Source organism: Phytobacter diazotrophicus, from assembly GCF_052061655.1.
GTDB lineage: Bacteria > Pseudomonadota > Gammaproteobacteria > Enterobacterales > Enterobacteriaceae > Phytobacter > Phytobacter diazotrophicus.
Window position 1 is genome coordinate 2535944 of sequence record NZ_CM125428.1, and the last position, 24370, is coordinate 2560313.

Genomic DNA, 24370 nt, shown 5'->3' on the forward strand with positions numbered 1-24370 from the left:
GCAGACATCCGGCAGAGGTAAGACAATGAAAAACCCAAACAAGGTACTCATCCTGGGCGCAACAGGCGGAATCGGTGGCGAAATCGCCCGTAAACTCATCCGCGAAAAATGGGACGTTCATGCGTTGCGTCGCAGCGCCCCGCAGAATGCAGAACACGGGAGCATGACGTGGATAAAGGGTGATGCGCTGAATGCTGAGCAGGTCGCGGTTGCCGCGTCAGAATGCAGTGTGATAGTCCATGCTGTTAATCCGCCCGGTTATCGGAACTGGGAACAACTGGTTTTGCCAATGTTACAGAACACCATCAATGCCGCAGAGAGAAATGGTGCATTAATCGTTCTTCCCGGCACCGTTTACAACTACGGCCCGGACGCCTTTCCACTCTTGCGGGAAGACTCTCCCCAAAATCCTGTCACCCGAAAAGGGGCAATACGGGTGCAAATGGAGAAGGCCTTATTCGCTTACGCGCAGCGTGGCGGAAAGGTGCTGATTCTGCGCGCCGGTGATTTCTTTGGCCCTGACGCAGGCAACAACTGGTTTTCGCAGGGATTGATCAAACCGGGGCAACACCCGCGGATAATTAAAAACCCCGGCAAAGCCGGGACCGGCCATCAGTGGGCCTATCTGCCGGATGTCGCCGAAACGCTGGTTGCGCTGTTGGCGCGTCGCGATCAACTCGACTCTTTTGCCTGTTTTCATATGCGAGGGCACTGGGATGCCGATGGTACGGCAATGGCCGGAGCCATACAGCGTGTCGCACAGCTTGCGGGTGTGAACGCGAAGGTAAAAGCATTTCCCTGGTGGCTCATCTCGGTGATGGCACCTTTTAACACCACGCTGCATGAAATGCAGGAGATGCGCTATTTATGGGAACAGACAATACAGATGGACAACGCAAAACTGATCGCTTTCTTAGGCCACGAACCGCATACCCCGCTTCTTGAGGCTGTGCGTAGCACTTTAATCGGCCAGGGCTGCATTGATCAGGCGTTATTCACGCATTCGTGAGCGGTTCTCTTGCGTCTGGCGGCCAGAACTGCCGACGCAACACTGCCGGGCTGGCTGATAATATCGCTCAGCAGAACAGTTCCAGTCGCAGCAGGGCGGTGATACCGCTTTGGTGCAGGCCGCCGCTAAGTTTCTATACCGTTTGTGGCGTCAGCCGATAGTGCGACTGTACCAGACCCGACGGGAAGCTGCGGCTTGATAACAGCGTCAAATCGATATCCTGGGGCAGGGATCCGAACAGCGGTTTTCCCGAACCGAGCAGGACTGGAACGGTAGTGATAACAATATCGGCGACCAGACCTTCGCGCAGGAACGACTGGATCACCTGCCCGCCATCGATATAGACGCGATGTACGTTCTGCGCTGCCAGGTCAGCAACGACCTCCTTTGGCGTGCGGGATGAGAACTGCACTTTGCCCTTTAGCGCCTCAGGCACTGGAGTATCGATTAGCTGTCGGGAGAGCACCAGCACGGGGCGATCATAAGGCCATGGGTCAAAGGTCAACACCTTCTCATAGCTCCCTCTGCCCATCACGATCCAATCTTTGTCTGCGATGAACGCCGCATACCCATGATCTTCTGTCGGATCATCGCGTTGCAACAGCCAGTCGATATCGCCATCCTCTCGGGCGATGTAACCATCAAGACTGGCTGCGATAAAAACGTGTGTGCTGACCATCAAGTGCTCCCTGTTCAGGCTGTATATATCGCGTTGAGTGACGCTGGCATCATACAGCAATTACATTTTAACCAAAATTCTCTCGCCCGCCTCAAATATAGCCATGAAACCATTGTCATGGTCGTTATTATTGGCATTGGTTTAGTATTTATATTAACTGAGTGCTGCGCTGTTGTGTTAATTGCGAAATTAACATTAAGTTCTAAATTCAAAAACTTACATATGATGAGTGAAACTCACAGTAATCGTGATTTTAAACAGTTTTCAGCCCTACAGGGATATTTGGCGAACTGGCTGAGATCAAATAAACGCATGCGCAAATTATTCCTCGAAAGAGGATGCTCTGTGATACGCAGGCTTATTCCAGGGTATCGTCTGGCGAGACAAGACGATGCATGATCAGCGTAAAAGAGCAGCCTTGTTGTGAACTGTCGACCGACATGTGCCAGCACAGATGCTCGACAATGCGCTGAACAATCGATAGTCCAAGCCCTTCGCCATGTTGAGGAGAGCCAGACTGAAAGCGCTGAAAATGGTGAGGCGCAATGCTGGACGGCAGCCCAGGACCGGTATCCGTGACCGTTAACGTGGCACCGCGTAACGTCAAAAGAACTTCGCCTTCAACGGTGTACTGGCACGCATTGCGCAGCAGGTTCCATATGACGCTGCGTGCCAGTTCAGCGTTGGTCGCCAGATGGATGTCCTGTGGCGCGTCCAGCCTGAGCTTGACGTTTTTTCGTGCCAGCCAGGGCTGGCAACGCGCCATGCACTCTTCGATTAGGGGGCGTAGCGAGACATTGGCGATGGGAAGCGTATGCGGATCCCGCGAGAGTAAAAGCAGGCATGTCAGTTGACGCTCCATTTCCTGCGTGGTGCGCACGGCGCGCTCGGCAACGGGCACTAAATGGCTGTCAGCAGGCAACTGATGCACCAGCGTTTCTGCGGCACCGCCAATGATAGCCAGCGGTGTGCGTAATTCATGGCTGGCATCGCCCGCAAAACATCGCTCACGGTGCAAGAACCGCTCAAGTTCATCACTGTGTTGGGCAAATGCACGCGCCAGCACGCCGATTTCATCATTAGAATCCATAAAAGGTAAGGGCTTCTGGTTGCGTTGTACTGCGTTCGCCAGCCGGGTTATCGGAACGGTAACGCGCGCTGAGGTGAGGCGCCCCATCCAGAATGCACCCAGGATACACACCACGATGACAAACGGTGCGAAACCGTCGATCAGCAACTCAAGCCCGGCGTAGGGTTCGCCATCCTGCAGAAAATAGAAGCGCTGCGCATTGCGTTCAAAGACCAGCAGGTGGCGGTAGGCCGACGCTTCCAACAGGTGGTAACCCGGTGCGTACCGGAGCAGAGCATCGGGGGCGGTTTGGGCGTCATACAGCAGGCTACCGGCGGGCAGGGTTGGCACTACGCCACTGGCAACCTCTTCTTTCAGATGCGGTGCCGCCTCGTCGAGGTTTTTTGTCATTGCCCAGGCTCTGAGCTCATCGTAGTCAAGCTGTTCGGCTACGACAAGAACCGCCATGACGGCAACCATCAGCAGGACAAACGAAACAGTAATACGCGTTTTGAGCGTCATCTGACGGTAAAGGGTTTTCATGATTACTGGGCTGCCCTGGTCGTTATTCTTGAGAAGCCTCGAAAGGCCTGTGCAGGCGAAAACCGATGCCATGCACTGTTTCTATCAGTGCAGGTGTGAAGTTTTTGTCAATACGCTGGCGCAAATCATGAATATGTGTGCGTAACGCACCGCTTTCCGGCGGCTCATCGCCCCAGAGCAGATACTCCATCTCATGCTTTTTAACAACACCCGGTGCCGCACGCATCAGACACAACAGCAATTTATGTGTGCTGGGTGTCAAATTGATGATTTGCCCCTGGCGCCATGCCTGCGGTGCACTGACATCCACGAGCAGATCTTCCCATTTTAGCGTCCCCTGAACTTGTCGGCCCTGAGCCCGGCGGACCAGCGCCTGGATGCGGGCATCCAGTTCCCTCTGAGAAAAAGGTTTAATAAGGTAATCGTCAGCCCCAAGCGCAAACCCCTGCACACGGTCATCGACGGGATCGCGTGCGGTCAACATCAGCACTGGCACCGGGTTTTGATAGTCGCGGCGAAGTTTGCTACAGAGTGTCATGCCATCCATACGCGGCAGCATAAGATCAAGAAGAATAGCGTCGTAGTTATTCTGCGTTGCCATACGCAGACCTGTGACACCGTCACGCGCATCATCCAGCACATAACCCAAAGGCTCGAAAAAGTCATAGAGATTGGCAATCAGTTCGGGGTTATCTTCGATAATAAGCAGGCGAGTCATAAGAAAATTGACGTATTCATAAATGGGCTGAATACCTTAACAACTTCCTGACACTGACTTATTGATACTCAGCACATTTCTAACACGCTGAGAACAGAGCATGTTTCTTCGTCTTTCGTCGTTTCGGCTCAACCCGGTACAACTGACCTGGGTCGCAGCCCTGTTTTTTACGACCCTGGGTAATATTTCGCTGTGGCAAACATTGTGGTCGCATGTTGAGTTCACCTGTGTTCAGCAGGTGCTGTTCTTTATCAGCCTGCCGGTTTCCCTTTTCTGCTGCATAAACCTTTTCCTGACACCGGTTATGATGTTGCCGTATTTACGTAAGCCCTTGTTAGCCGGGCTGGTGGTTGTCAGCGCGGGTTGTACTTACGTCATGCTTCGCTACGACATACTTATCGACCACAGCAGAGTGCAGGATTTCTTTGAAGGCGCGCCGACGGCTGAACTCATCGCATCTTTCTCTCTGCCTCTGGCGCTCTGCCTGCTGTTTCTTGGTCTCTTACCTGCGGCGGCGATGATGTTTATACCGACGAAAAAAACAGGGAATCCCGCAGATACCCTTTTTTGGTGGCTGAGCCATATTCTGGTGAACCTGACGCTTCTTGCGGCAATGCTACTCGCACTTAACAAGGATTACGCGTCGTTGCTGCGTGATAACAGACATATGAAAGATCAGGTCGTGCCGTTTAACGTTGTCACCAATACCCATCACTACCGGAAACAGAAATCGGGCGTAAAAATTCACCCTTTACGGGCCATGGCGAAAAGGGCTACCCGTATTGTTATGATGTCAGACGCAAAAGCCGATAAGTGACTGTCTGGCAGGCGAGCCGCGTGATCCTTATCTGCGCGATGATGAAAACCAGCGGCTGTGGTGATGGTTATCTGGCCCGACAGATTAACCGGCCGGGCGAGGGGAACGTGTCAGACCGGGTAGCAAATCTCTTCCGGCTGGCGCTGCATGATGACTTTACCGTGACGAACAGAGGTCAGCACTTTGGCCTGGCGGCACACCGCATCGTAGTCATTTTCCGCATCCAGAATAAGCAGGTTCGCCGGGCGCCCTTCGACAATGCCGTAGTTATCACCTAAGCACAGCGCACGGGCACTGTTATCGGTAATCAGATCGAGGCAGCGCTGCAAATCCTCATATCCCAGCATGTGGCAAATATGCAGACCGGCATCAAGAATACGCATGATGTTGCCGTTGCCCACCGGATACCACGGATCCTGAATGGAATCCTGCGCAAAACAGACGTTGATCCCGGCGCGGTCCAGCTCTGCCACCCGTGTTACGCCGCGACGTTTCGGCCAGGTGTCGAAGCGCCCTTGCAGGTGAATGCTTTCGGTCGGACAGGAGATAAAGTTGATGCCCGACGCTTTAAGCAGGCGGAACAGTTTCGAGCAGTAGGCGTTGTCGTAAGAGCCCATGGCGCAGGTATGGCTGGCGGTAACCTGCGCACCCATCCCACGTACCCGGGCTTCTTCTGCCAGTACTTCCAGGAAGCGCGATTGCGGGTCGTCGATTTCATCGCAATGCACATCGACCAGACAGCCATGGCGCTGGGCCAGATCCATCAAAAAGCCCAGCGAGCTGACGCCTTTATCGCGGGTATTTTCGTAGTGCGGAATGCCACCCACCACATCGGCGCCCATCTCAATAGCGCGCGTCATCAACTCGCGGCCTCCGGGGAAGGATTCAATGCCTTCTTGCGGAAAGGCGACGATTTGCAGGTCGATAAGATGGGCCGCCTCCTTTTTCACTGCCAGCATCGCCTCAAGCGCTGTCAGGGAAGGATCGGTCACATCAATATGGGTGCGCACGTGCTGTACGCCGTTATCGCGCAGCATACCGATGGTTTTCAGCGCCCGCTGGCGCGTATCTTCAACCGTTACGCTCGCTTTGCGCTGGCTCCAGCGGGCGATACCCTCAAACAGTGTGCCGCTCATATTCCACTCCGGCTCGCCCGCCGTCAGGGTGGCATCAAGATGGATATGCGGTTCAACGAACGGCGGGATAACCAGCTTTTGTTGCGCGTCGATATCGCTGGGGTCAGCCGTCTGCACGGCGGCCTGCGGGGTGATGCTCTTGATCACGCCGTCATGTAAGTCGAGGGTATAAAGCGATTCTTTATGGCGCAGGCGTGCGTTGATAATTTTCATGAGTATTCCCGTAAATGGTTTTGTGACATACGCCAGATCGTTAACGCGACCGAGGCGTTGAGGTGGAATTGCGGATGGTTAATCGGATAGCTGGTCAGCTTTTCAATGCGTTGGATGCGTTGATGTAACGTGTTGCGGTGAATGCCAAGCCGCTCGGCGGCTCTGACCACGTTTCCGTTCTCCTGGAGCAGTGTTTCCAGCGTCTCCATCAATAGCCACGGACTTTTGCGATCGCGTTCTATCAGGCAGCCAAGAGTGTCGTGCATAAAATCGCTCAGCAGCGCAGGGTCGCCGATGGCAGAGAGGAGCTTAATAAATCCCAGTTGTTGATAGTCGGTAATGCGCTGGGCCGGGCGCAGAGTATCGCTAAGATCCAGGGCCTGACGCGCCTGCGATAGCGCGCGCTGATAGTCCTGTAATTGCTGCACCCGAGCGGAAAGGCCACACAGTAGCGATAGCCTGTCGTCACCTTCCGCCAACGCGAGCAGCCACTGTGCTAACCACGTTTTCTGCTGATAAAACTCACCGTCCTCATCCGGCAACAGGAAGATAAACATATTGCTGCGCTCTACCAGCGGAAAGGGATTCTCCTGTTGATTGAGCTGCTGCTGCAATCGCTGACGGATGATACGTCGCGCCTGCTGTAACCAGGCCTCGGCCTGCCCCGGTGGAAACTGGCGAAACAGGTTTTGTATCCCCTCAAGACGCAATGCCACCACCCGCAGGGGACGACTAAAATCCAGTTGTTGGTGGATAGCGCGTTGCTGCAGGATGTGCAGATCGGGAAAATCGCCGGTTAACAGTTGCAACAGAATATCGCGCTGCGATTGCAGAGCACTTTCACTGCGCACCAGCGCAGTGCCGATGCGTTCGGTGACAATCACCATCTTTAACAGATAGGGCTGTTCGATCAGCGGAATGCCCAGCTCGTCGGCCAGCGCGATCAGGCGAGGGGGGATCGCCTGAATATACGCGTCACCGGTGAGGATCACCATGCCGGCTATCCCGCGCTGTTTGCCTTCCATCAGTAAATGAATCAGGTTGTCTTCATCGCGGGGATGGTTGATGCCGGTGATAAAGACCAGTTCTCCACCCATGATCCATTCGGCGATATTTTCATTTTCCGCCACGTAGTACCAGCGAACCGCCAGTTGCAGCCCCTGTTTACCGGCACGCAGGCGCATAGGGGAGAGTTCCTCCAGGGCGAGGATTTCGCTGACCGTCAGGCTCATAATTACTGCTCCGCGACCGAATCAGCGGCGGGCTGACGTTTGCTCAGACGCGTCAGGGCGATGTAGAGCAGCGCGGAGACGGTAATGCCGACCAGCGGGGCGATCCACGGCGACAGATACGCCACCACTGCGCCCACTGCATAGGCGCCCAGTCCCAACCAGTTAAAGCGCGGTAAACGGGCCGTTTGCAGCAGAGGATAACGACCGCCGCGATAAAACCAGTAGTCGGCAAGGATCACGCCGCCGATGGGCGGAATGATACTGCCCAGGAGAACGAGGAATGGGATCAGCATTTCATACATACCGCCAATAGCCAGCACAATGCCGACGCCAGCGGCGACCACGGTCAGGGTACGGCGGCGCTCGCTGCGCAGCAGATGGCAGGCGGCGGCCGAGACGTTGTAAATCGTCGGCCCCTGAATGGTCAGCAGGTTGAGGCACAGCATCACCACCGCGGCGACCGATAGCCCCTGCAAAATCAGCACTTCCACAATATCGGCCTGCTGATAGACGATAGCGCACCACGCTCCGGCAACAATCATCAGCCCGTTACCGATGAGAAAGCTGCTCATACTGGCAACGATAGCGGTGCGGCTGGAATTGGCCAACCGGGTCCAGTTTGTTGCCTGGGTCGCGCCGCTGGCAAAGGTGCCAAAGACCATGGTGATAGCCGCAGACCAGGTCATGGTTTCGCCCGGTTCAATTTTGGTCATCGCCTGCCAGCCACCGGCGTGATGGGCGGCAAGGTACATTGACACCACCAAAAGAATAAACATCAGCGGCACCGACACGCGAGACAGCGCGTCCAGACCTTTGTAACCCACCAGCGCAGTGACGCAGAACAGGATGCCGAACAGGATCATTAGCGGGATGGTCATGGCGGCGGGCAGGGCGAGGATTTTGACCAGTGAGATGGCGACCGTTGCCGTCCCCCAGGCGTACCAGCCCAGTTCGGCAAAACCGAGAATAAAATCGGCGAGCTTGCTGCCGATCTCTCCGAAGCAAAAGCGGCCCATCAGTACGGTATTCAGCCCGCTACGGGCGGCAATCCAGCCGAGCGAAGCGGCGTAGAGGGCCAGCAAGAAGTTACCGATAACCGCAATCCATAAAAGATTAACGATAGAAAAGGAGACGCCAAGTTTGCCGCCTGCGAACATCGTGCCGGTAAAAAAAGTAAAGCTGAACAAAACCATGGAGATCGAAAATACGCCTTTACGCCCGGAGGCGGGCGCTTCGACGAGCGGAAAATCATTGCTGTTTGACATTGTGAAACCTCTGAGTGGCTATCTGAATGGCTATGCAACAAATAGCAAGAGGTATGCCAAAAATAGCCGGGCAGAGGTAACACAATGAAGTGTGCACATTGCACATAAACGTTGAGTAATCGGCAGGTCATTGTCAGGAGAGTGTGCATGGTGCAATTTTTCGCACCATTACAGAGCAGCGGCGCAGACACCTTTTTCGTTGTACCTCCACCCGGAAAGAGAAATATGGGGTGCGCCGGGAAACGGGGACATTTGCATCTCCGGGCTGTGATTCAGGCTGTGGTGAGTATGAAGAGGATGGCGCGTTCAGCTAATCGCTACGTCGCGCACCACGGGTTATCTTTTTCTGAGATCCAGTTTCCGTAATAGATGGCTCTCTGCCAAAACACACGTAATGTTCGTTTTTGCCAAGGGATTGTGGAAAGAGGCGACCATCAGCTCTGCGCATGGCGCTGATATTTCGACGTCATTACCTGAAACAGCGTGGCCTCTTTACGAAAGAGAAGAAACCTGAAGCGATTTCATGGTGATATAGCGTTTACGGTATTCCCCCGGCGGGATATCGTTATGTTTGCGGAAAATACGCGTGAAATAAACCGGATCGTTATAGCCTATCGAGGCTGCTATCTTACTCATCGGCAGCGTTGTAGTTTGTAAAAGCCATTTTGCGCGATTAATACGCTGCATTTCGCGCCAGGCGTGAATGGTTTGCCCGCGATCGTTCTTGAAAAGATGTGCCAGCCGCGAAGGCGACAAAAAGACCATAGCCGCCAGTGTCTCTATTTTTATCTCTTGCGTGATGTGTTCGTTCAGATAGTTGCACACAGCATTAATGCGTGGGTCATGCACATGACGTTTGCTGATTTGCTGTAACTGGAAGCAGCTTAAGATCAATCGTTCCAGCGCATTCATGGCCATTGCTTCGGAGATGGGTGACGTGTCGTTGTGATAGCGGATCACTTCATGGAACAACTCTCGCAGCGCCTGTTGTTGCATGGGATCGTCCACCGTGGTTTTGCTAATGCCATAGGTGGTGTGATCCCATTTAAGCCAGTCTATCCACCAGGGCCTGGGAATGAAGTATATCCACAGATGGTCCCAGTACTCGCTATGCTCATCTCGCCCGTAATGGTGGGGAACACCCGGTGGAAACAGCACCAGTTCATTTTCGCACAATAAAATTTCCCGCCCACCAGCGTTCGCTCGTGCCTGGCCACGCAGGGTCAGCGTGATGATATAGCCCTTCATTCCCAGCGGACGATTAATATAGTAGTCGAGCTGTGAGCCTCGTGTGATGGGGGTAAAACCGGCAACCACCCATGCGTTGAAGGTGAAGGTTTTTACCAATGGTGAAAAATGCAAAAGTTCATTGATATCAAGTTCCATACCTTCTCCGCATGGGGATTATGTGATTGTTAGCTTTCGATAATTTTTACTTCCCACGCCTTAAGTTGCAATGGCTCGCCGTGGGTCATCGTTTTGCCGCTTAGCAGCTCAGTGCCTGCTGTTTCCGCGATAGTCTCCTGGTTATCTCCGCTATAGTTAAACAGGAAATGTATAAGTTTACCGTCAGAATTACGCAACGTTCTGGTGACCAACGGATAGCGGTAGCCGGAGGTACGTGAATGTAAGTTCTGGTTTCTGGTCAGACTATCAAATAACTGACTAATCAGTAGCTTGTGAGGAAGAAAGCCGACATAGAGCGCCCGGCCATTTCCGTAATCCGCCTCTGTAGCCGCCGCGTATTCACTCCAGGCCGGATGAGAATAACGCAGCAGGGTGCGGGTGCCTGGCGCGGGTGTCAGAAGCTCCATCCATAATTCCGCGTCATTGTTTTCCCGGCAATCAAGCGCTGGTGTACAGGCAATAACCTTTGCCTCCTCTGGCAATGTGAACTGGCTATAGCTCACGCCACAGGCTTTGTGCAGAATCCCCGGCTGTGTGCTGGTGCGCACTTTCACATTTTCGTCGCTAAATCCTGACTTAAAGCCAATCAATGCCCTCCCGCCTTGCTCAATATAGCGGTTTATACGTTCCAGCAATCCGTCATCAGCGGCGTAAAGAGCAGGCACAATTAGTGCTTTATAGCGTGACGTATCCTCATTGACGTCATTGATAATATCCAGAGCGATATTGTCGTCGTACAGTGCGTCGTGGAAGCGACGGAAGATATCGTTATAGACATTGCCCTGGGCATCACCCGGACGAAACTGGTTAAGCGCGTCCATCGCTTCGTTGTTGATGAGTAGGGCAACATCGTTTTCTGACCGCAGCCCGGCTAGTTTAGGTGAGAGGCGGGCGAAATCAGCACCGATAGTCGCCGCTTCCTGCCATGTGGCATTGCGCGAAAAGTCGTGACTTAGCAATCCTTTCCAGTAAGTTTCAAAAGAGTTGTGAATGGAATGCCAGTGCCAGTAGGAAACCATTGACGCGCCCGCTGCCACGTGGCTAAAAGCCTGGAGCCGCAACTGGCCCGGAAAAGGTGTCCACTGGGCGAAGCCCTGCGCCTGTGTTTCCAGAACGAAATAGTTATTTCCCCCCTTCAGCGCGCGGGTGATGGCGCCACCGAAAGCGATCTCCCGTCCGGTCAGATGCTTCTGGCTGGGGTGATAAATGTCGACCCCGGCGATATCCAGCGCTTTCGCGGCGGCAAAGTGATCCACCCGTGGTTGTACGCCGAACGAATAGCCGCGCCATTCGAAGTCAAAATTGTGGGTCACGAACTGTTGTGGCCGGGCGTATTCACGCACTATTTCTGCCTGCCAGGCCAGATATTCCGTCACCTGCTGGCGCTGATAGCGCGAAAAAGCACAGGCGAGGCTGGCGTTGATGGTGTTTTCGACCGACGGGAAGTCATGCCAGCTATCAATGCGGTTGCTCCAATAGTCGAGGCCGAAGTCGTGATTCAACTGGTCGAGGCTGGTGTATTTTTCCCGCAGGCTGCGCACGAATCCCGCCTGCATATAGTGCCCGACATTATCGTAGTGCTTGGTTTCGTTATCCAGTTGCCAGCCGATAATGGCCGGGTGGTGCTGCACATGCGCCATCAGTGTTCGGATAATTTTTTCCGCATAGCGGCGGAAAGTGGGATTAACGATATCCATAATCTGCCGTGGGCCGTATTTCTGTTGGCCATTGACGGTGGTGACCAATATGTCCGGATGTTTTGCAGCAAGCCATGAGGGTACGGCGTAGGTCGGTGTGCCGATAATTACTGCTATACCCGCGTCGTGCATTGCGTCGAGTACGCGATCGATATGGTAAAAATTGTATTCCCCTTCCTGAGGTTCCAGCGTGCTCCATGTGGATTCCGCAATACGCACCACATTAATACCCGTTTCACGCATCAGCGCAATGTCCTTCGCCAGGCGTTCTTCCGGCATATATTCATCGTAATAAGCGGCACCATAATATAAATCAGACATCCAGATTACCTCGTGAAGTTAGTGTGCGACTGCGGGCTGCGGGGCGAAAAATCGCGCTTTATCGAGCGTGACAAAGGAGAGCAGGGTGAAGCACAGGGCGATACTGCCAAGTACCACGTAGCTGCTGGTGAAACCCATGCTTTGGTACATATGACCAATGCCAGTGGAGAGAAAAATGGAGCTGAAGCTCTTGGCGAACTGGAAACCAATCAGATACACGGTGGCGGAAAGGAAAGGATTGAAGTTTGCAGCGATGTATTTTAATGCGGCAACCAGGAGTACTGAGCTTTCAAAGCCGTGCAGCAGCTTTATCAAGCTGATGGAGACCGGGCCGATCGCCCAGGCAGAGCCGATAATTCGCAGGCTCATGATCATACCGCAGTACAGCAGCGCGTTTTTCGGACCGATTTTATTGACGAACCAGGGGGCAAAGAACATGACCAGTGCATCAAGGAAGATCTGGCCGGTTGTCAGGTAGCCGAAGACTTCTGCGCCTCGTGCTTTGCTCTCGAAAAAGTGGCTGTAGTAGATAGCGAACTGCTGGTCGTAGGTTTCATAAACTGCGCCGACGCCAATCATATAGATGGCGAAGAACCAGAATTTTTTCATCTTCAACAGGGCAACCGCATCGTTAAAAGTCACAGGTGTGGCTTTGCTTTGTGGCTGCAGGCCGACAGGAGATGTATCGACCTGGGTTTTCCAGACGGTGACCAGCAGGCAGACACCGGCAGCGCTGGCCAGCCAGAAAATCATGTTCTGATCGATGCCATAGAGCTTACCCGCTGCAAACGTACCGATAGCGGCGCCAATCCCGCCGAACATGCGCGCACGGCCAAACTCAAACCCGGAGGCACGGCTGACCTTATCAATATAGGCTTCGCAAATGCCACAGCCAGCGCCATAGGCCATTCCGATATAGACCCCGCCCGCCAGCGCGCCAAGTATCACATTGTATTTGAGCAATGGAGCGAAGATATAAATCCAGTAAGGGGCAAACAACGTAATAATGATGGCAAGCATCCACATCAGATGTTTGCGATAGATAAGTTTGTCTGAAATAAAGCCAAAAAGCGGCTGCACACAAACCGCGATGATAGCCGTAAATGAATAGACAAGGCCGACATCTGTATAACTGATACCAATGGTTTCCGTCAGCCAAAGTGACAGATAGGGATAGCAACACCCCCAGCCGATAAAGAAGAACAGGAAAAACAGGCAACTGATAGAGTAATTTTTATTCATGATACCCTCGATTCCTCATACAGGAAGCTTGATGATGTAGAGACGCGAGCAAAGTTACCGCTTTGCCGTATGAGGAGTCATAAACGTTTCGCTACCAACCAGTCATAATCTGCTATGGCAAGACGAGCGTGAGCGAATTCACACTCTGCGAAGATCCACGGGGTTTCGGGCGAAAGCAAAAAGTAGGTTGTGTGCAGGGCTCATACAAATCCACATGTGATCTTCTCACCTTAGGAGCCGGGGAGTACGTGCTTTTACCCCCCAGCTTGAGATGGTGTCATCCTGTTCGGGTCGAAGTGAAACCCGCCATTACGGTCAACAGCAGCGCGACAATCGCTAAGCCGCTGGCCAGCCAGAGAGGGGCAGTCAGTGTTAACGCGTCGACGAGCTTTCCTCCGGCCCATGCGCCTGTGGCAATTCCCGTGTTAAAAATGCCGACATAAAGCGCTGCGGCAATTTCCACGGCCCGAGGCGCCGCTTTCATCATCCAGGTCATCAGCCCAACTGACAGCCCACCGTATGCCAGCCCCCAGAAAATCAAAATAGCGCCGCCACCCATGATGTTTTGCCCTTTGCTCAGAAATAGCACCGGCGTCACTACCAGCCCGGTAGCGACGGCCATTAGGGTGAGCCGCGTATGATGGGCAGCGTAGATGCCCACAAGAAAGTTACCCATAATACCGGCGATACCGTAAGCGAAGAGGATCGCCCCAATCCATTGGGTATTGAATCCTGACACGGAGATCAACAGCGGGCGTACGAAGGTAAAGGCCGCAAAGTGGCTGGTGACAAGCAACAGCGTCAGGAGCAATCCTGCCAGTAATTTGCGGTTAGCCAGTTGTGCAAAGAACTGGCCGATATTGGCACAGACAGCCACAGGCAGCGTCGGGATAACGGCAAGATGGAGCACCAGTACGAGTGTGCTGAAAAGTGCCATGCAGCCAAATGCCCAGCGCCATCCAATCGCATCGCCAATAAACGCCCCCAGCGGCACACCCAGTACCGATGCGGCCGCAACGCCGCCGAATATAATGGATGTCGCCAGACCCACCGCGCTTTCCGGTACCAGACGCGCCGCCAGACCGCCCGCAATCGCCCATATTCCGCCCATGCAGAAACCAACAAGTGCCCGCGCTATCAGCATAATGGTCAGGTTGGGCGCCAGTGCCGAGGTAAGATTGGCCATCACTAAGAGCACCAGAAGGCCACACAGTATCACGCGGCGATCTATACCCCCCGATGCGATAACCACAAACGGCGCGAATAACGCGGCAAGGAGTGCCGGTAAAGAAATCATCAGCCCCGCGTTTCCTGTCGTGACAGAGAGCGTCCCGGCGATGGCTGTCAGCAACCCCACTGGCAGCATTTCCGTCGTCACCACAGAAAATGTCGCCAGACCGACGGCAAGGACCGGTGTCCATAAACCGCGAGCCGTTGTCGCGCCAGATAATATATTCATTAATCAGTTCCTTATGTGAACAGCGTATCAGGCACAATTATCCTGACGACGAAGCGTTAAATGGCTCAGGAATGCGATGAGCAGTACAGTGACGCCAGCGCAGAGCGCAACGGAGAAACCGAACCGCGCTCCGCTGTTATCAACGACCTGCCCGGCTATCGCCGCGCCCAGCGCAACCCCCACATTCAGCCCGGCCAGTAGCCAGGTCATGCCCTCAGTTAACTGATGTTCATCCACCTGGCGTTCAACGAGCGACATGGCGACGATCATCGTTGGAGCAAAAAAGAGGCCTGCCACCAGCACGGCGAGGGTCAATGTGGTGAGGTGGGTAACAAGGATCAGAGGAACCGTGGTAGCTGCGGTTGCCAGCCCCCCCAGCCACAACAGTCGACTGAGTGGAGTTTTTAACCTGAATGAACCAAACAGCAACCCAGCCAGGCACGAACCGATGGCATAGGCGGCTAAAATCAGGCTGGCCGCCGCCGGATATCCCCACTCTCTGGCGTAAGCGACGCTCACGATATCCACCGTGCCGACAATCATGCCCATCCCGACCATAAGCAGTGTCAGAAGCCGTACACTTTTCATCCCCATCACCGATCCCCGGTGCGCCGTGGCGCGCGTGGTTGTCACCGTTGGCGGTTCCGTACCCCGCTGTATCACCAGGGTAAAAACCCCCGAGATGAGCAAAAAGACAGCCAGCAGCAGGCCCGCTTGCGGAAACAGCGTAATGGAGAGGCCAATAGAGAGCGGTGCCCCCATGATAAACGTCAGTTCATCAAGTACCGTTTCGAGCGAATAGGCGGTTTGCAGACGGGGATCTCCTCGATAGAGCGCCGTCCAGCGCGCTCGTACCATGGCTGACATGCTGGGCATAAACCCGGCCAGGAAGGCGCCCGGAAACAGGATCCAACGGGCGACATCCCAGTGAGAACCGGCTATCAGGATGAGAAAACCGAAGATACTGACCGCGGTCGCCGCAGGCAAAATGCGCGATTGTCCATAGCGATCCACATAGCGAGAGATCTGCGGCGACAGCAGGGCGTAGGCCAGCACAAAGGTGGCTGAAATCGCCCCCGCCAGGCCATAGGCTCCCTGTTTTTGCGAAAACAGCGTGATCATTCCGATTCCGGCCATCGGCAATGGGAGTCGTGCCAGCAGGCCGGCAGCGGTAAACCGGCCAGTGCCGGGTGCAGAAAAAAGGTCTCGATAGAGCGTTGCCATCTCATTCTCCATTCGCATTTGCTTGCCACAGCGCGGTGGCGCAGCGACAATTCATACAGGGCGTATGAATGTAATCCTATATTCATACGCCCTGTATGTAAATAATCATTCACTGCGTATGTAAAGGAAAAATCATGGTTCGCCGTACCCGTGCTGAGATGGAAGAGACAAGAGCGACATTGCTGGCGACTGGCCGTCAATTTTTTAAAGAATTTGGTTACGCTGAAACCTCGATGGATGATCTGACGTTGCAGGCAGGGCTGACGCGTGGCGCGCTCTATTATCACTTCGGCGATAAAAAAGGCTTGCTGGCCGCGGTGGTGGACCAGATCGATAACGAAATGGATCAACGCCTGCAGGCGATTTCCAGTGCTGCAACAGATCCGTGGGAAGGTTTTTGCAACCGTTGCAGGGCTTGCCTTGAGATGGCGCTGGAGCCTGAATATCAACGCATTATGTTGCGCGATGCAAAGGCGGTACTGGGCGGTTTCTCACCTGAATCACAGCGTCATTGCGTGCATTCAATGCAGTCGCTGATTCGCGATCTGATCGAGCAAGGCATTATTGAAGAGGCCGACCCGCAGGGGCTGGCATCGTTGATTTACGGAAGCCTGGCAGAAGCCGCGTTCTGGATTGCCGACGGTCATGAAAGCGATAAGCGCCTTGCACAGGGCATTGCCGCGCTGAATTTGCTTCTTCGCGGATTACGACCTGCCGGATAAAGCGCCTGTCGTGAGGTGTTGTTAATCCTTGTCTGCGTCGTGTTGATGCAAAGGGAGGGCTGGTATGTACCTGTCAGAAGTACAGCGCAGCCCCGTCGTGTTAAGGCTGGACATCGTTATGTCTATTCCAGCCTGGTGACCCATTAATGATGTCTGGCCCCAGGCCTGAAAGCATGTTTTTTGGCGAAATACGCGCAGAGAAATGCGAGAGCCATAAACGCCAGGAGCGCCCATGGAAATGATGCAGCACCGACATTATCAAGAAGCAGGATAAGGCCGATTTGCGAGGGCAGGCCCGATAGTGTCAGAAAGGGGCCGATAAACGTATAAAGAATGTTGTGTGCTGTCATCCAGAGAAAAATGACCGCCAGAACCGGGCGAACGCCGGGCATCAGGAAGACGTTCCACACCGATAATGGATTAAGGTAAAAAATCGCGTGGCGTTGAATCCAGGATGGCGCGAAAAGCGGCTGTAAATGCAGCCGGGCATGAGAAGCCAAGCTGATAAGCGACCTGTTTAATTGAGACGCCATTGGCGAGAAGATCTAACGAAGCACAAATCCTGGCTCTCTGCTTCCATGTTCTAAAACTAAATCCCGTATCTTTAATAAATAATCGCGAGAATGTACGTTCGGACATGGTGGCGATAAAAGACAGATCGCTAAGCGATGCTTCCCAACGGTGGTTAACCAATAATTCTCTGGCCGCACAGGCTAATCGCTCATCATGCGGCATTGGAAGCTCCGCAGCTAAGGGGGGCGCCTCGCTGAGAATCTCCAGAAGTAACAAAGCCATTTTCCGTTGGCTCGGTTTGTTGTAGTCATCACTAAAGAGCCCGGCTATCAGCTCTTTCACCAGTGCTGTAGCCGTAATCACATGCACCTGATTACTCTTGGTAAAATTCGCGCATTCTGCGATAAGGCTGCGGCTGAAATAGATGGCCCGCAGGTCAGTATGTGAAAGCAGGTTGTAACTATGGATCTGAAGAGGCGGTAGCCATAATGCACGCTGAGGCGGTATTACCCATCGGTTATTCTCTGTTTCAACCAGCATAACTCCTCTGGTGGCAAACAGCAGTTGCCCCTCAATATGGTGATGGGGAGGGTCAGTCTCTCCACGCTGATAACTTATCGCGGTGCTTGACCACCCTGTGGCTTCATCATGTCTTGGCGCTTTATCTATACTACCTGGCATTTCAGATTTAGCTCCTGCACTTATGATATCGACCCTGGAACCATCCGAAGTAAAGCTTTACTGGATGGAGGCGTCATTGAATTTGCAGAATATCATAGGTATTACAGGAGCCTATCCTAATGCGAGTACACTTTATCGTACATGAAAGTTTTGAAGCCCCAGGCGTATATGAAACATGGGCCAGAAGCCACGGTCATGATGTGACTTTTTCACGCGTATACGCAGGAGATGCGTTGCCATCCGATGCTGAAGGCATCGATTTCCTGATCGTTATGGGCGGCCCGCAAGATCCAGCCACAACAGTGGAAGAATGTCCGCACTTCGATTCTAAAGCCGAGCAGGCGCTCATTTATTCTGCTGTTAATACCGGTAAGGTGGTTATGGGTGTCTGCCTTGGCTCACAGTTGATCGGTGAAGCCCTGGGCGCGTCGTTCGCACACAGCCCTGAAAAAGAGATAGGTAAATTCCCGATCATGCTGACAGAAGACGGTAGCAACAATGAGATGTTCTCTCACTTTGCGAAGACGCTCGAAGTTGGCCACTGGCATAACGATATGCCGGGTCTGACGCCGGATGCGAAAATCATCGCTTACAGTGAGGGATGCCCACGTCAGATCGTTTCATACACAGATCGTGTCATTGGTTTCCAGTGCCACATGGAGTTGACGCCGGATATTGTGGAGCATTTGATCGAACATTCTGCGCAAGATCTGGACCGCGCCGCAGAATATCGCTTCGTTAATACACCAGAAGAACTGCGTGCGCACGATTACAGCGAAATGAACCAGGTACTGGTTGATTTTCTGGACAAGCTGGAAGCACGTTACAAATCAGCTTAACCATAGAATAAAGCCTGGGGATGCTTTTCTCCGGGCTTATTTTAAGTTTTGCTATGAATAAGACACAGTAATCTTACCGATATGCCCGGTAATTAATATCAACTTTGCGCCGTCGGAATCCCCACCTGGAATGCGAAAATTCTGCCAGATAATTCCACTTCCACTTCCACTTCCACCCCTGGCATTAAGCAAATATTCTGTGTTACGAAGATATTTATTGTGCTGACGGGACGCTCAGTGGCGATTCAATATCGCCTTATATTGCTCAGGATATCTTGCTTAATTTCTGGTGCATGAAATCAATGAGCGCTCTTGTTTTAGCAGGCAAAAAACGCCGATCTGAATAAAGCGCGAATAATTGCAATGGCGCTGCCGATTGCTCAAACTCAACCTCGATTAACCGGCCATCGCTAATATAGGGTTGGCAGGCTTGTTTCGCCAGAATTGCAAAACCGACGCCTGCTATAGCGGCTCGTCCTGCCATCTCTCCGCTGTTTACCCGATAATGCCCGTTAACCTTAATTGTCTCGAATCCCCCCTTTTTATCGACAAACTGCCAGGGGGCGCCTTTCAGCGCACTGACCGTTGTAATACAGGGTAACTCTTCAAATTGCTGTATATGAGAAGGGGTGCCATAACGCTGAATGACGGCGGGGGCGGCAACAACGGTACAAGGGATAGTCATCAGATGACGGGCGATGTAGTCACTGTCATCCATCTGACCACGGGTAACAATGACAGCTAAATCAAGATCATCGCGGAGGGATTCTAAACCTGACAAATTTGTGACGCAGCTGATCTCCAGCTCCGGGTACTGACAGGCGAAATCGGCAATAACAGAACCCAGCAATGCAGGACCTATTTCATTGGGAATACAAATACGTAATGGGCCTTTGAGTTGCATCTGCCGCAACGTTAATTCTGTCTCAGTTTGCTCAAGCGCCTCCAGTAGTGGCTTCGCCCGGATGTAGAGTAGATGCCCCGCCTGGGTGAGTTTCATATGGCGGGTGCTGCGCTCAATGAGCTGAATATTCAGTTTTTCTTCTAACTGAGAAATACAACGACTCACGTTGGATGTTGGCATTTCAAGAACTTTCGATGCCCCCACAAAACTCTCTCTTTCAACCACAGCAATGAACACTTTCACGCTGGTAAAATCCAGGGCCGCTCGCATCAATTATCCCATTATTGATAACAATAAGTGCCATTTTTACCATCTAATGCACAGCATTGATAGCAGTTACACTCAGATATCTTTCATCCACAGGTTGCTTGCTATGTCTCAGGCCATACAGACGTTTAATCATAAAGCCCTTATGCGTATTGCTATTGTAATGGCTTTTATCCAGTTCACGAATGCGCTGGAATATATGATGTTCAACCCTATTTTTGCCTTTATGGCAGCAGACTTTGCCGTTCCCGTATCCTTCTCAGGCTATGTGTCCGGTATGTATACATTGGGGGCAGTCATTTCGGGCGTTGTCGCTTTTTACTGGATTGGTTGTTTCAATAAGAAACGTTTTTTAATCGCCAATATGACACTGTTAGGCTTGCTGACACTTTTGATGACATTTACCTCCAGTTTTAGTCTTCTACTTATACTACGATTCTGCGCAGGGTTGGTGGGCGGTACGACAATGGGGGTGGGGACAAGTCTATTGATAAATAATGCACCGGCACAATTGCGCGGAAAAATGTTGGCGACGGTGATTGCGTCATTTTCGATGGTAAGCATTATAGGAATGCCCGTTATATTATTTTTGTGCTCGCGCTATGCCTGGCATACCGCGCTGTGGTTAATCAGTTGTTTTTGCCTGGTCTCTTTACCCTTGATAGTCTTTATCATCCCCAGGGATACGGTCTCATCAGGCGTGAAAACCAGACTGCCTATTGATACGCAAACCTTATTATTTGCCTCTTGTACGGCTCTGGCACAATTTAGTCCAATGCTGATTATTCCCATAATAACGCCATTAATGACGCAGTATATGGCAGCACAACAAAACCTGTTGCCCGTATTGTTCTTAAGTGGCGGGATTGCAGGTTATCTGTCTACAAAAATAACAGGGGTTCTAACAGCGCGTTTATCCACGCTAATGCTGGCAACACTATCAACGCTGTTCTTTGTGGCAAGTTTGCTGATTCCTGCGGTGGGTTATCATAATGCAGGTCTGTTTATCACCTTATTTCTTGGCGCCTCATATAGCCGACTTGTCTGCGCTTCGGTGGTGGCTGTCCAGTATCCTGAGGATGAACAACGAGCCGGTTTTTCTTCATTACAGACAGCCATTATGTTCCTGATAACCACTCTCGCATTCTTTCTGTGGCTTTGTTGAATAAATCGAACTTTTGCTGAGTTGAAGGATCAGATCACGCATCTTCCCGACAACGCAGACCGTTCCGTGGCAAAGCAAAAGTTCAAAATCACCAACTGGCCCACCTACAATAAAGCCCTCATCAACCGTGGCTCCATAACTTTCTGGCTGGATGATGAAGCTATTCAGGCCTGGTATGAGTCAGCAACACCTTCTTCACGAGGCAGACCTCAGCGCTATTCTGACCTTGCCATCACGACTGTGCTGGTCATTAAACGCGTGTTCAGGTTGACCCTGCGGGCTGCACAGGGTTTTATTGATTCCATTTTTACACTGATGAATGTTCCGTTGCGCTGCCCGGATTACACCAGTGTCAGCAAGCGCGCAAAGTCGGTTAATGTCAGTTTCAAAACGTTCACCCGGGGTGAAATCGCGCATCTGGTGATTGATTCCACCGGGCTGAAGGTCTTTGGTGAAGGCGAATGGAAAGTCAAAAAACACGGCAAAGAACGCCGTCGTATATGGCGAAAGTTGCATCTAGCCGTTGACAGCAACACACATGAAATCATCTGTGCAGACCTGTCGCTGAACAATGTGACGGACTCAGAAGCCTTCCCGGGTCTTATCCGGCAGACTCACAGAAAAATCAGGGCAGCATCGGCAGACGGCGCTTACGACACCCGGCTCTGTCACGATGAACTGCGGCGTAAGAAAATCAGCGCGCTTATCCCTCCCCGAAAAGGTGCGGGTTACTGGCCCGGTGAATATGCAGACCGTAACCGTGCAGTGGCTAATCAGCGAATGACCGGGAGTAATGCGCGGTGGAAATGGACAACAGATTACAACCGTCGCTCGATAGCGGAAACGGCAATGTACCGGGTAAAACAGCTGTTCGGGGGGTCACTGACGCTGCGTGACTACGATGGTCAGGTTGCGGAGGCTATGGCCCTGGTACGAGCGCTGAACAAAATGACGAAAGCAGGTATGCCTGAAAGCGTGCGTATTGCCTGAAAACACAACCCGCTACGGGGGAGACTTACCCGAAATCTGATTTATTCAACAAAGCCCATTTTCCGCTACATCGTATTGCCGCACCTCAAACCGGTGCTGGCGGTGTGCATTCTGTTTCGTCTGATCGACAGCTTCAAAGCCTTTCCGCTGATTTACATCCTCACGGACGGCGGACCGGGCTCGGTGACGGAAGTCACTAACTACTATGGTTTTATTCAGGCTTTTAACTTTTCCTGGTGGGGATACGGCAGCGCCATCGCGGTGGTGATCCTGGTCGGGGTGTTTATTTTAAGCTGGCTGATTGGCCGTGCGGGGTGGAATGATGACAGTACAGCACACTGATGAACGCCGTCCGCTCGCGTTCACCGTTACGCGGCGCAAAAAGTGGCGTTTCAAAGGCAAACGCACGCTGGCGGCGTTACTGCTGCTGGTGTTGTTTCTCTCACCTTTCCTGTGGATGGTCATCATGTCGTTGCGCCCGTCAATGGATGCGTTCGACCTGACGCTGTTTTTCACGCCCACGCTGGAGGCGTATCGCCAGTTGATTGCCGGGAATTTCCTGCAGCCGTTTGGCAACAGCCTCATGGTCAGCGTGATTTCCACAGTATTTTCGCTCCTGCTCGGCGTACCTGCCGCCTGGGTGCTGACGCGCTGGCGCTTTCGCGCCCGTCGTTATGTGGCGCTGTGGATCCTGGTGACGCGCATGGCGCCCCCCATCGCCTTTACCATTCCGTTTTTTCTCGCCTTTCGCTGGCTTGGCTTGCAGGACACCGTCATCGGACTGGCGATTGTCTATCTCACCTTTAACCTGGCGGTCGTTATCTGGCTGATGCAGACCTTCTTTGCCGCCATTCCGGTCACGCTGGAAGAGGCGGCGTGGATGGATGGCTGCTCCCTGTGGGGCAGTTTCTGGCGGGTGTCGCTGCCGCTGGTCAAACCGGGCCTCGCGGCGACTGCCATTCTCTGTTTCATCTTCTCGTGGAACGACTTTTTCTACGCCCTGATTTTAACCCGTACTAACGCCATTACCGCCCCGGTCGCCATTGTGAATTTCCTGCAATACGAAGGGTGGGAGTGGAGCAAAATTGCCGCCAGCGGCACGCTGGTGATGTTGCCGGTGGTTGCCTTCACCCTGCTGGTGCGGCGCTATCTGGTACAGGGCTTAACCGCTGGTGGACTTAAGGATTAATAATGGCAACCCTGACACTCAACAACATCGCAAAACGTTTTAACGGGCAGACCATTATCCCTGGTCTGGATTTGACCATTCACCACGGCGAATTTATTGCCCTGGTGGGGCCGTCCGGCTGTGGAAAGTCAACGCTGCTGCGTATGATTGCCGGGCTGGAGGGTATCGACGGCGGCGAGCTGATTCTGGACGGCGAGGTGATTAACGATCTCTCGCCCCAGGAGCGCAACATGGCGATGGTCTTTCAGAACTACGCGCTCTATCCGCACATGACGGTGGCGGATAACCTCGGTTTCTCGCTCAAAATGCAGGGCGTGGCGAAGGCGAAAATTGACAGCCAGGTGCGCCAGGCCGCCGACACGTTAGGGCTGACGCCGCTGCTGGCGCGCAAACCGTCGCAGCTTTCCGGCGGGCAGCGCCAGCGCGTGGCAATGGGCCGCGCGATCCTGCGCCACCCGCGTCTGTTCCTGTTTGATGAGCCGCTCTCTAACCTCGACGCCAAACTGCGCGTGGAGCTGCGCACTGAAATCAAGGCGCTGCATCAGCGGCTTAACACCACCATGATTTACGTCACCCACGATCAGATTGAGGCCATGACCATGGCCGACCGTATCGTGGTGCTGCGCGACGGGCATATTGAGCAGGTAGGCACGCCGCTGGAGTTGTACGACCGCCCGGCCAACGCCTTTGTAGCGAGCTTTATCGGTTCGCCGTCGATGAACCTGTTCACCGGGCACGTGGAGCGGCCTGGCATCGTGATGACCGATGACGGCATTGCCCTGCCGGTAGCCCAGACGCCGGGGCTGGATATCGGGCAGCGAGTGCTCTACGGGGTACGACCGCAGCACTTTGTGCTGACGGCTGCGGCGTCGATCGATGCCCATGTCAACGTGGTGGAACCCACCGGTTGGGAAACGCAGATTCTGCTCAATATCGGCCAGCAAAAAGTGACCACGCTGTTTCATCAGCGCGTGGCGGCACTGCCGGGTGAAACGCTGAAAATCCTGCCGGATGCCCGTCATGCTCATCTATTTGATGCCGCAAGCGGCGTGCGAATCAACTAACGCTA

22 protein-coding genes are annotated in these 24370 nt (G+C 53.2%); 9 read left to right on the top strand and 13 right to left on the bottom strand.

Features of this window, described 5'->3' with window-relative positions; all coding sequences use genetic code 11:
- The first annotated feature begins 25 nt into the window (after positions 1-25).
- Positions 26-1009 (top strand): NAD-dependent epimerase/dehydratase family protein, encoded by a 984-nt coding sequence (locus tag ACS0RQ_RS12430; protein ID WP_271851518.1) that lies wholly within the window; start codon positions 26-28, stop codon positions 1007-1009.
- 133 nt (positions 1010-1142) lie between these two features.
- Here the strand turns inward: ACS0RQ_RS12430 and ACS0RQ_RS12435 are convergent, their stop codons facing one another.
- The 3 genes from ACS0RQ_RS12435 to ACS0RQ_RS12445 all read right to left on the bottom strand — a co-directional run bounded on the left by ACS0RQ_RS12435 (position 1143) and on the right by ACS0RQ_RS12445 (position 4018).
- The gene (locus ACS0RQ_RS12435) at positions 1143-1688 is read right to left on the bottom strand and encodes a dihydrofolate reductase family protein (protein ID WP_271851517.1); all 546 of its coding nucleotides are present in this window, start codon (positions 1686-1688) and stop codon (positions 1143-1145) included.
- 358 nt (positions 1689-2046) lie between these two features.
- Entirely contained in the window at positions 2047-3300 is a 1254-nt protein-coding gene (locus ACS0RQ_RS12440; protein ID WP_271851516.1) for a sensor histidine kinase, read from the bottom strand.
- A 22-nt stretch (positions 3301-3322) separates the two neighbouring features.
- Positions 3323-4018 carry a response regulator transcription factor gene (locus ACS0RQ_RS12445; RefSeq protein ID WP_271851514.1) on the bottom strand — a complete coding sequence of 232 codons (696 nt, stop codon included), beginning with the start codon at positions 4016-4018 and terminating at the stop codon, positions 3323-3325.
- Positions 4019-4118: 100 nt separating this feature from the next.
- On the opposite strand from ACS0RQ_RS12445, the gene ACS0RQ_RS12450 reads away from it, so the two are divergent.
- A complete protein-coding gene (locus ACS0RQ_RS12450; RefSeq protein WP_271851513.1) occupies positions 4119-4835 on the top strand; it encodes a phosphoethanolamine transferase domain-containing protein in 717 nt (238 codons plus the stop codon).
- A gap of 110 nt (positions 4836-4945) precedes the next feature.
- Here ACS0RQ_RS12450 and codA read toward each other — a convergent pair whose 3' ends face one another.
- The 8 genes from codA to ACS0RQ_RS12490 form a co-directional block, all read right to left on the bottom strand.
- Positions 4946-6184, bottom strand: coding sequence for a cytosine deaminase (gene codA / locus ACS0RQ_RS12455; RefSeq protein WP_271851512.1), 1239 nt, complete (start codon positions 6182-6184; stop codon positions 4946-4948).
- Positions 6181-7416, bottom strand: a complete 1236-nt coding sequence (locus ACS0RQ_RS12460; RefSeq protein ID WP_271851511.1) for a PucR family transcriptional regulator — start codon at positions 7414-7416, stop codon at positions 6181-6183. Before ACS0RQ_RS12460 ends, codA begins: the two co-directional genes overlap by 4 nt.
- Positions 7417-7418: 2 nt before the next feature.
- A complete protein-coding gene (gene codB, locus ACS0RQ_RS12465) occupies positions 7419-8681 on the bottom strand; it encodes a cytosine permease (protein ID WP_079498153.1) in 1263 nt (420 codons plus the stop codon).
- Positions 8682-9173: 492 nt separating this feature from the next.
- The gene (araC, locus tag ACS0RQ_RS12470) at positions 9174-10067 is read right to left on the bottom strand and encodes an arabinose operon transcriptional regulator AraC (protein WP_271851510.1); all 894 of its coding nucleotides are present in this window, start codon (positions 10065-10067) and stop codon (positions 9174-9176) included.
- 29 nt (positions 10068-10096) lie between these two features.
- Positions 10097-12106: a beta-galactosidase gene (locus ACS0RQ_RS12475; protein WP_271851509.1), complete on the bottom strand. Its 2010-nt coding sequence runs from the start codon at positions 12104-12106 to the stop codon at positions 10097-10099.
- Positions 12107-12124: 18 nt separating this feature from the next.
- A complete protein-coding gene (locus tag ACS0RQ_RS12480; protein ID WP_271851508.1) occupies positions 12125-13348 on the bottom strand; it encodes an oligosaccharide MFS transporter in 1224 nt (407 codons plus the stop codon).
- A gap of 277 nt (positions 13349-13625) precedes the next feature.
- Positions 13626-14807: an MFS transporter gene (locus ACS0RQ_RS12485; RefSeq protein WP_271851507.1), complete on the bottom strand. Its 1182-nt coding sequence runs from the start codon at positions 14805-14807 to the stop codon at positions 13626-13628.
- 27 nt (positions 14808-14834) lie between these two features.
- Positions 14835-16031 carry an MFS transporter gene (locus tag ACS0RQ_RS12490; RefSeq protein WP_271851506.1) on the bottom strand — a complete coding sequence of 399 codons (1197 nt, stop codon included), beginning with the start codon at positions 16029-16031 and terminating at the stop codon, positions 14835-14837.
- Positions 16032-16165: 134 nt separating this feature from the next.
- Here ACS0RQ_RS12490 and ACS0RQ_RS12495 point away from each other — a divergent pair, with 134 nt between their 5' ends.
- Positions 16166-16753: a TetR/AcrR family transcriptional regulator gene (locus ACS0RQ_RS12495; RefSeq protein ID WP_271851505.1), complete on the top strand. Its 588-nt coding sequence runs from the start codon at positions 16166-16168 to the stop codon at positions 16751-16753.
- Between the two features lie 420 nt (positions 16754-17173).
- Here ACS0RQ_RS12495 and ACS0RQ_RS12500 read toward each other — a convergent pair whose 3' ends face one another.
- On the bottom strand, positions 17174-17947 hold the full coding sequence (locus ACS0RQ_RS12500) for an AraC family transcriptional regulator (RefSeq protein WP_271851504.1): 774 nt from the start codon (positions 17945-17947) through the stop codon (positions 17174-17176).
- A 119-nt stretch (positions 17948-18066) separates the two neighbouring features.
- Between ACS0RQ_RS12500 and ACS0RQ_RS12505 the strand changes: the two genes are divergently transcribed.
- Positions 18067-18786 (top strand): type 1 glutamine amidotransferase, encoded by a 720-nt coding sequence (locus ACS0RQ_RS12505; RefSeq protein ID WP_271851503.1) that lies wholly within the window; start codon positions 18067-18069, stop codon positions 18784-18786.
- Between the two features lie 265 nt (positions 18787-19051).
- Here ACS0RQ_RS12505 and ACS0RQ_RS12510 read toward each other — a convergent pair whose 3' ends face one another.
- On the bottom strand, positions 19052-19960 hold the full coding sequence (locus tag ACS0RQ_RS12510; RefSeq protein WP_271851502.1) for a LysR family transcriptional regulator: 909 nt from the start codon (positions 19958-19960) through the stop codon (positions 19052-19054).
- Between the two features lie 103 nt (positions 19961-20063).
- Here ACS0RQ_RS12510 and ACS0RQ_RS12515 point away from each other — a divergent pair, with 103 nt between their 5' ends.
- From ACS0RQ_RS12515 to ACS0RQ_RS12535, 5 genes are all read left to right on the top strand, one after another.
- Positions 20064-21122: an MFS transporter gene (locus tag ACS0RQ_RS12515; RefSeq protein WP_334634446.1), complete on the top strand. Its 1059-nt coding sequence runs from the start codon at positions 20064-20066 to the stop codon at positions 21120-21122.
- Between the two features lie 21 nt (positions 21123-21143).
- Positions 21144-22112 (top strand): IS5 family transposase, encoded by a 969-nt coding sequence (locus ACS0RQ_RS12520; protein WP_023279773.1) that lies wholly within the window; start codon positions 21144-21146, stop codon positions 22110-22112.
- Positions 22113-22187: 75 nt separating this feature from the next.
- Positions 22188-22454: a carbohydrate ABC transporter permease gene (locus tag ACS0RQ_RS12525; protein WP_499079317.1), complete on the top strand. Its 267-nt coding sequence runs from the start codon at positions 22188-22190 to the stop codon at positions 22452-22454.
- Positions 22432-23301: a carbohydrate ABC transporter permease gene (locus tag ACS0RQ_RS12530; protein WP_271851888.1), complete on the top strand. Its 870-nt coding sequence runs from the start codon at positions 22432-22434 to the stop codon at positions 23299-23301. Before ACS0RQ_RS12525 ends, ACS0RQ_RS12530 begins: the two co-directional genes overlap by 23 nt.
- 2 nt (positions 23302-23303) lie before the next feature.
- On the top strand, positions 23304-24365 hold the full coding sequence (locus tag ACS0RQ_RS12535; RefSeq protein ID WP_271851887.1) for an ABC transporter ATP-binding protein: 1062 nt from the start codon (positions 23304-23306) through the stop codon (positions 24363-24365).
- The last annotated feature ends 5 nt before the right edge of the window (positions 24366-24370 follow it).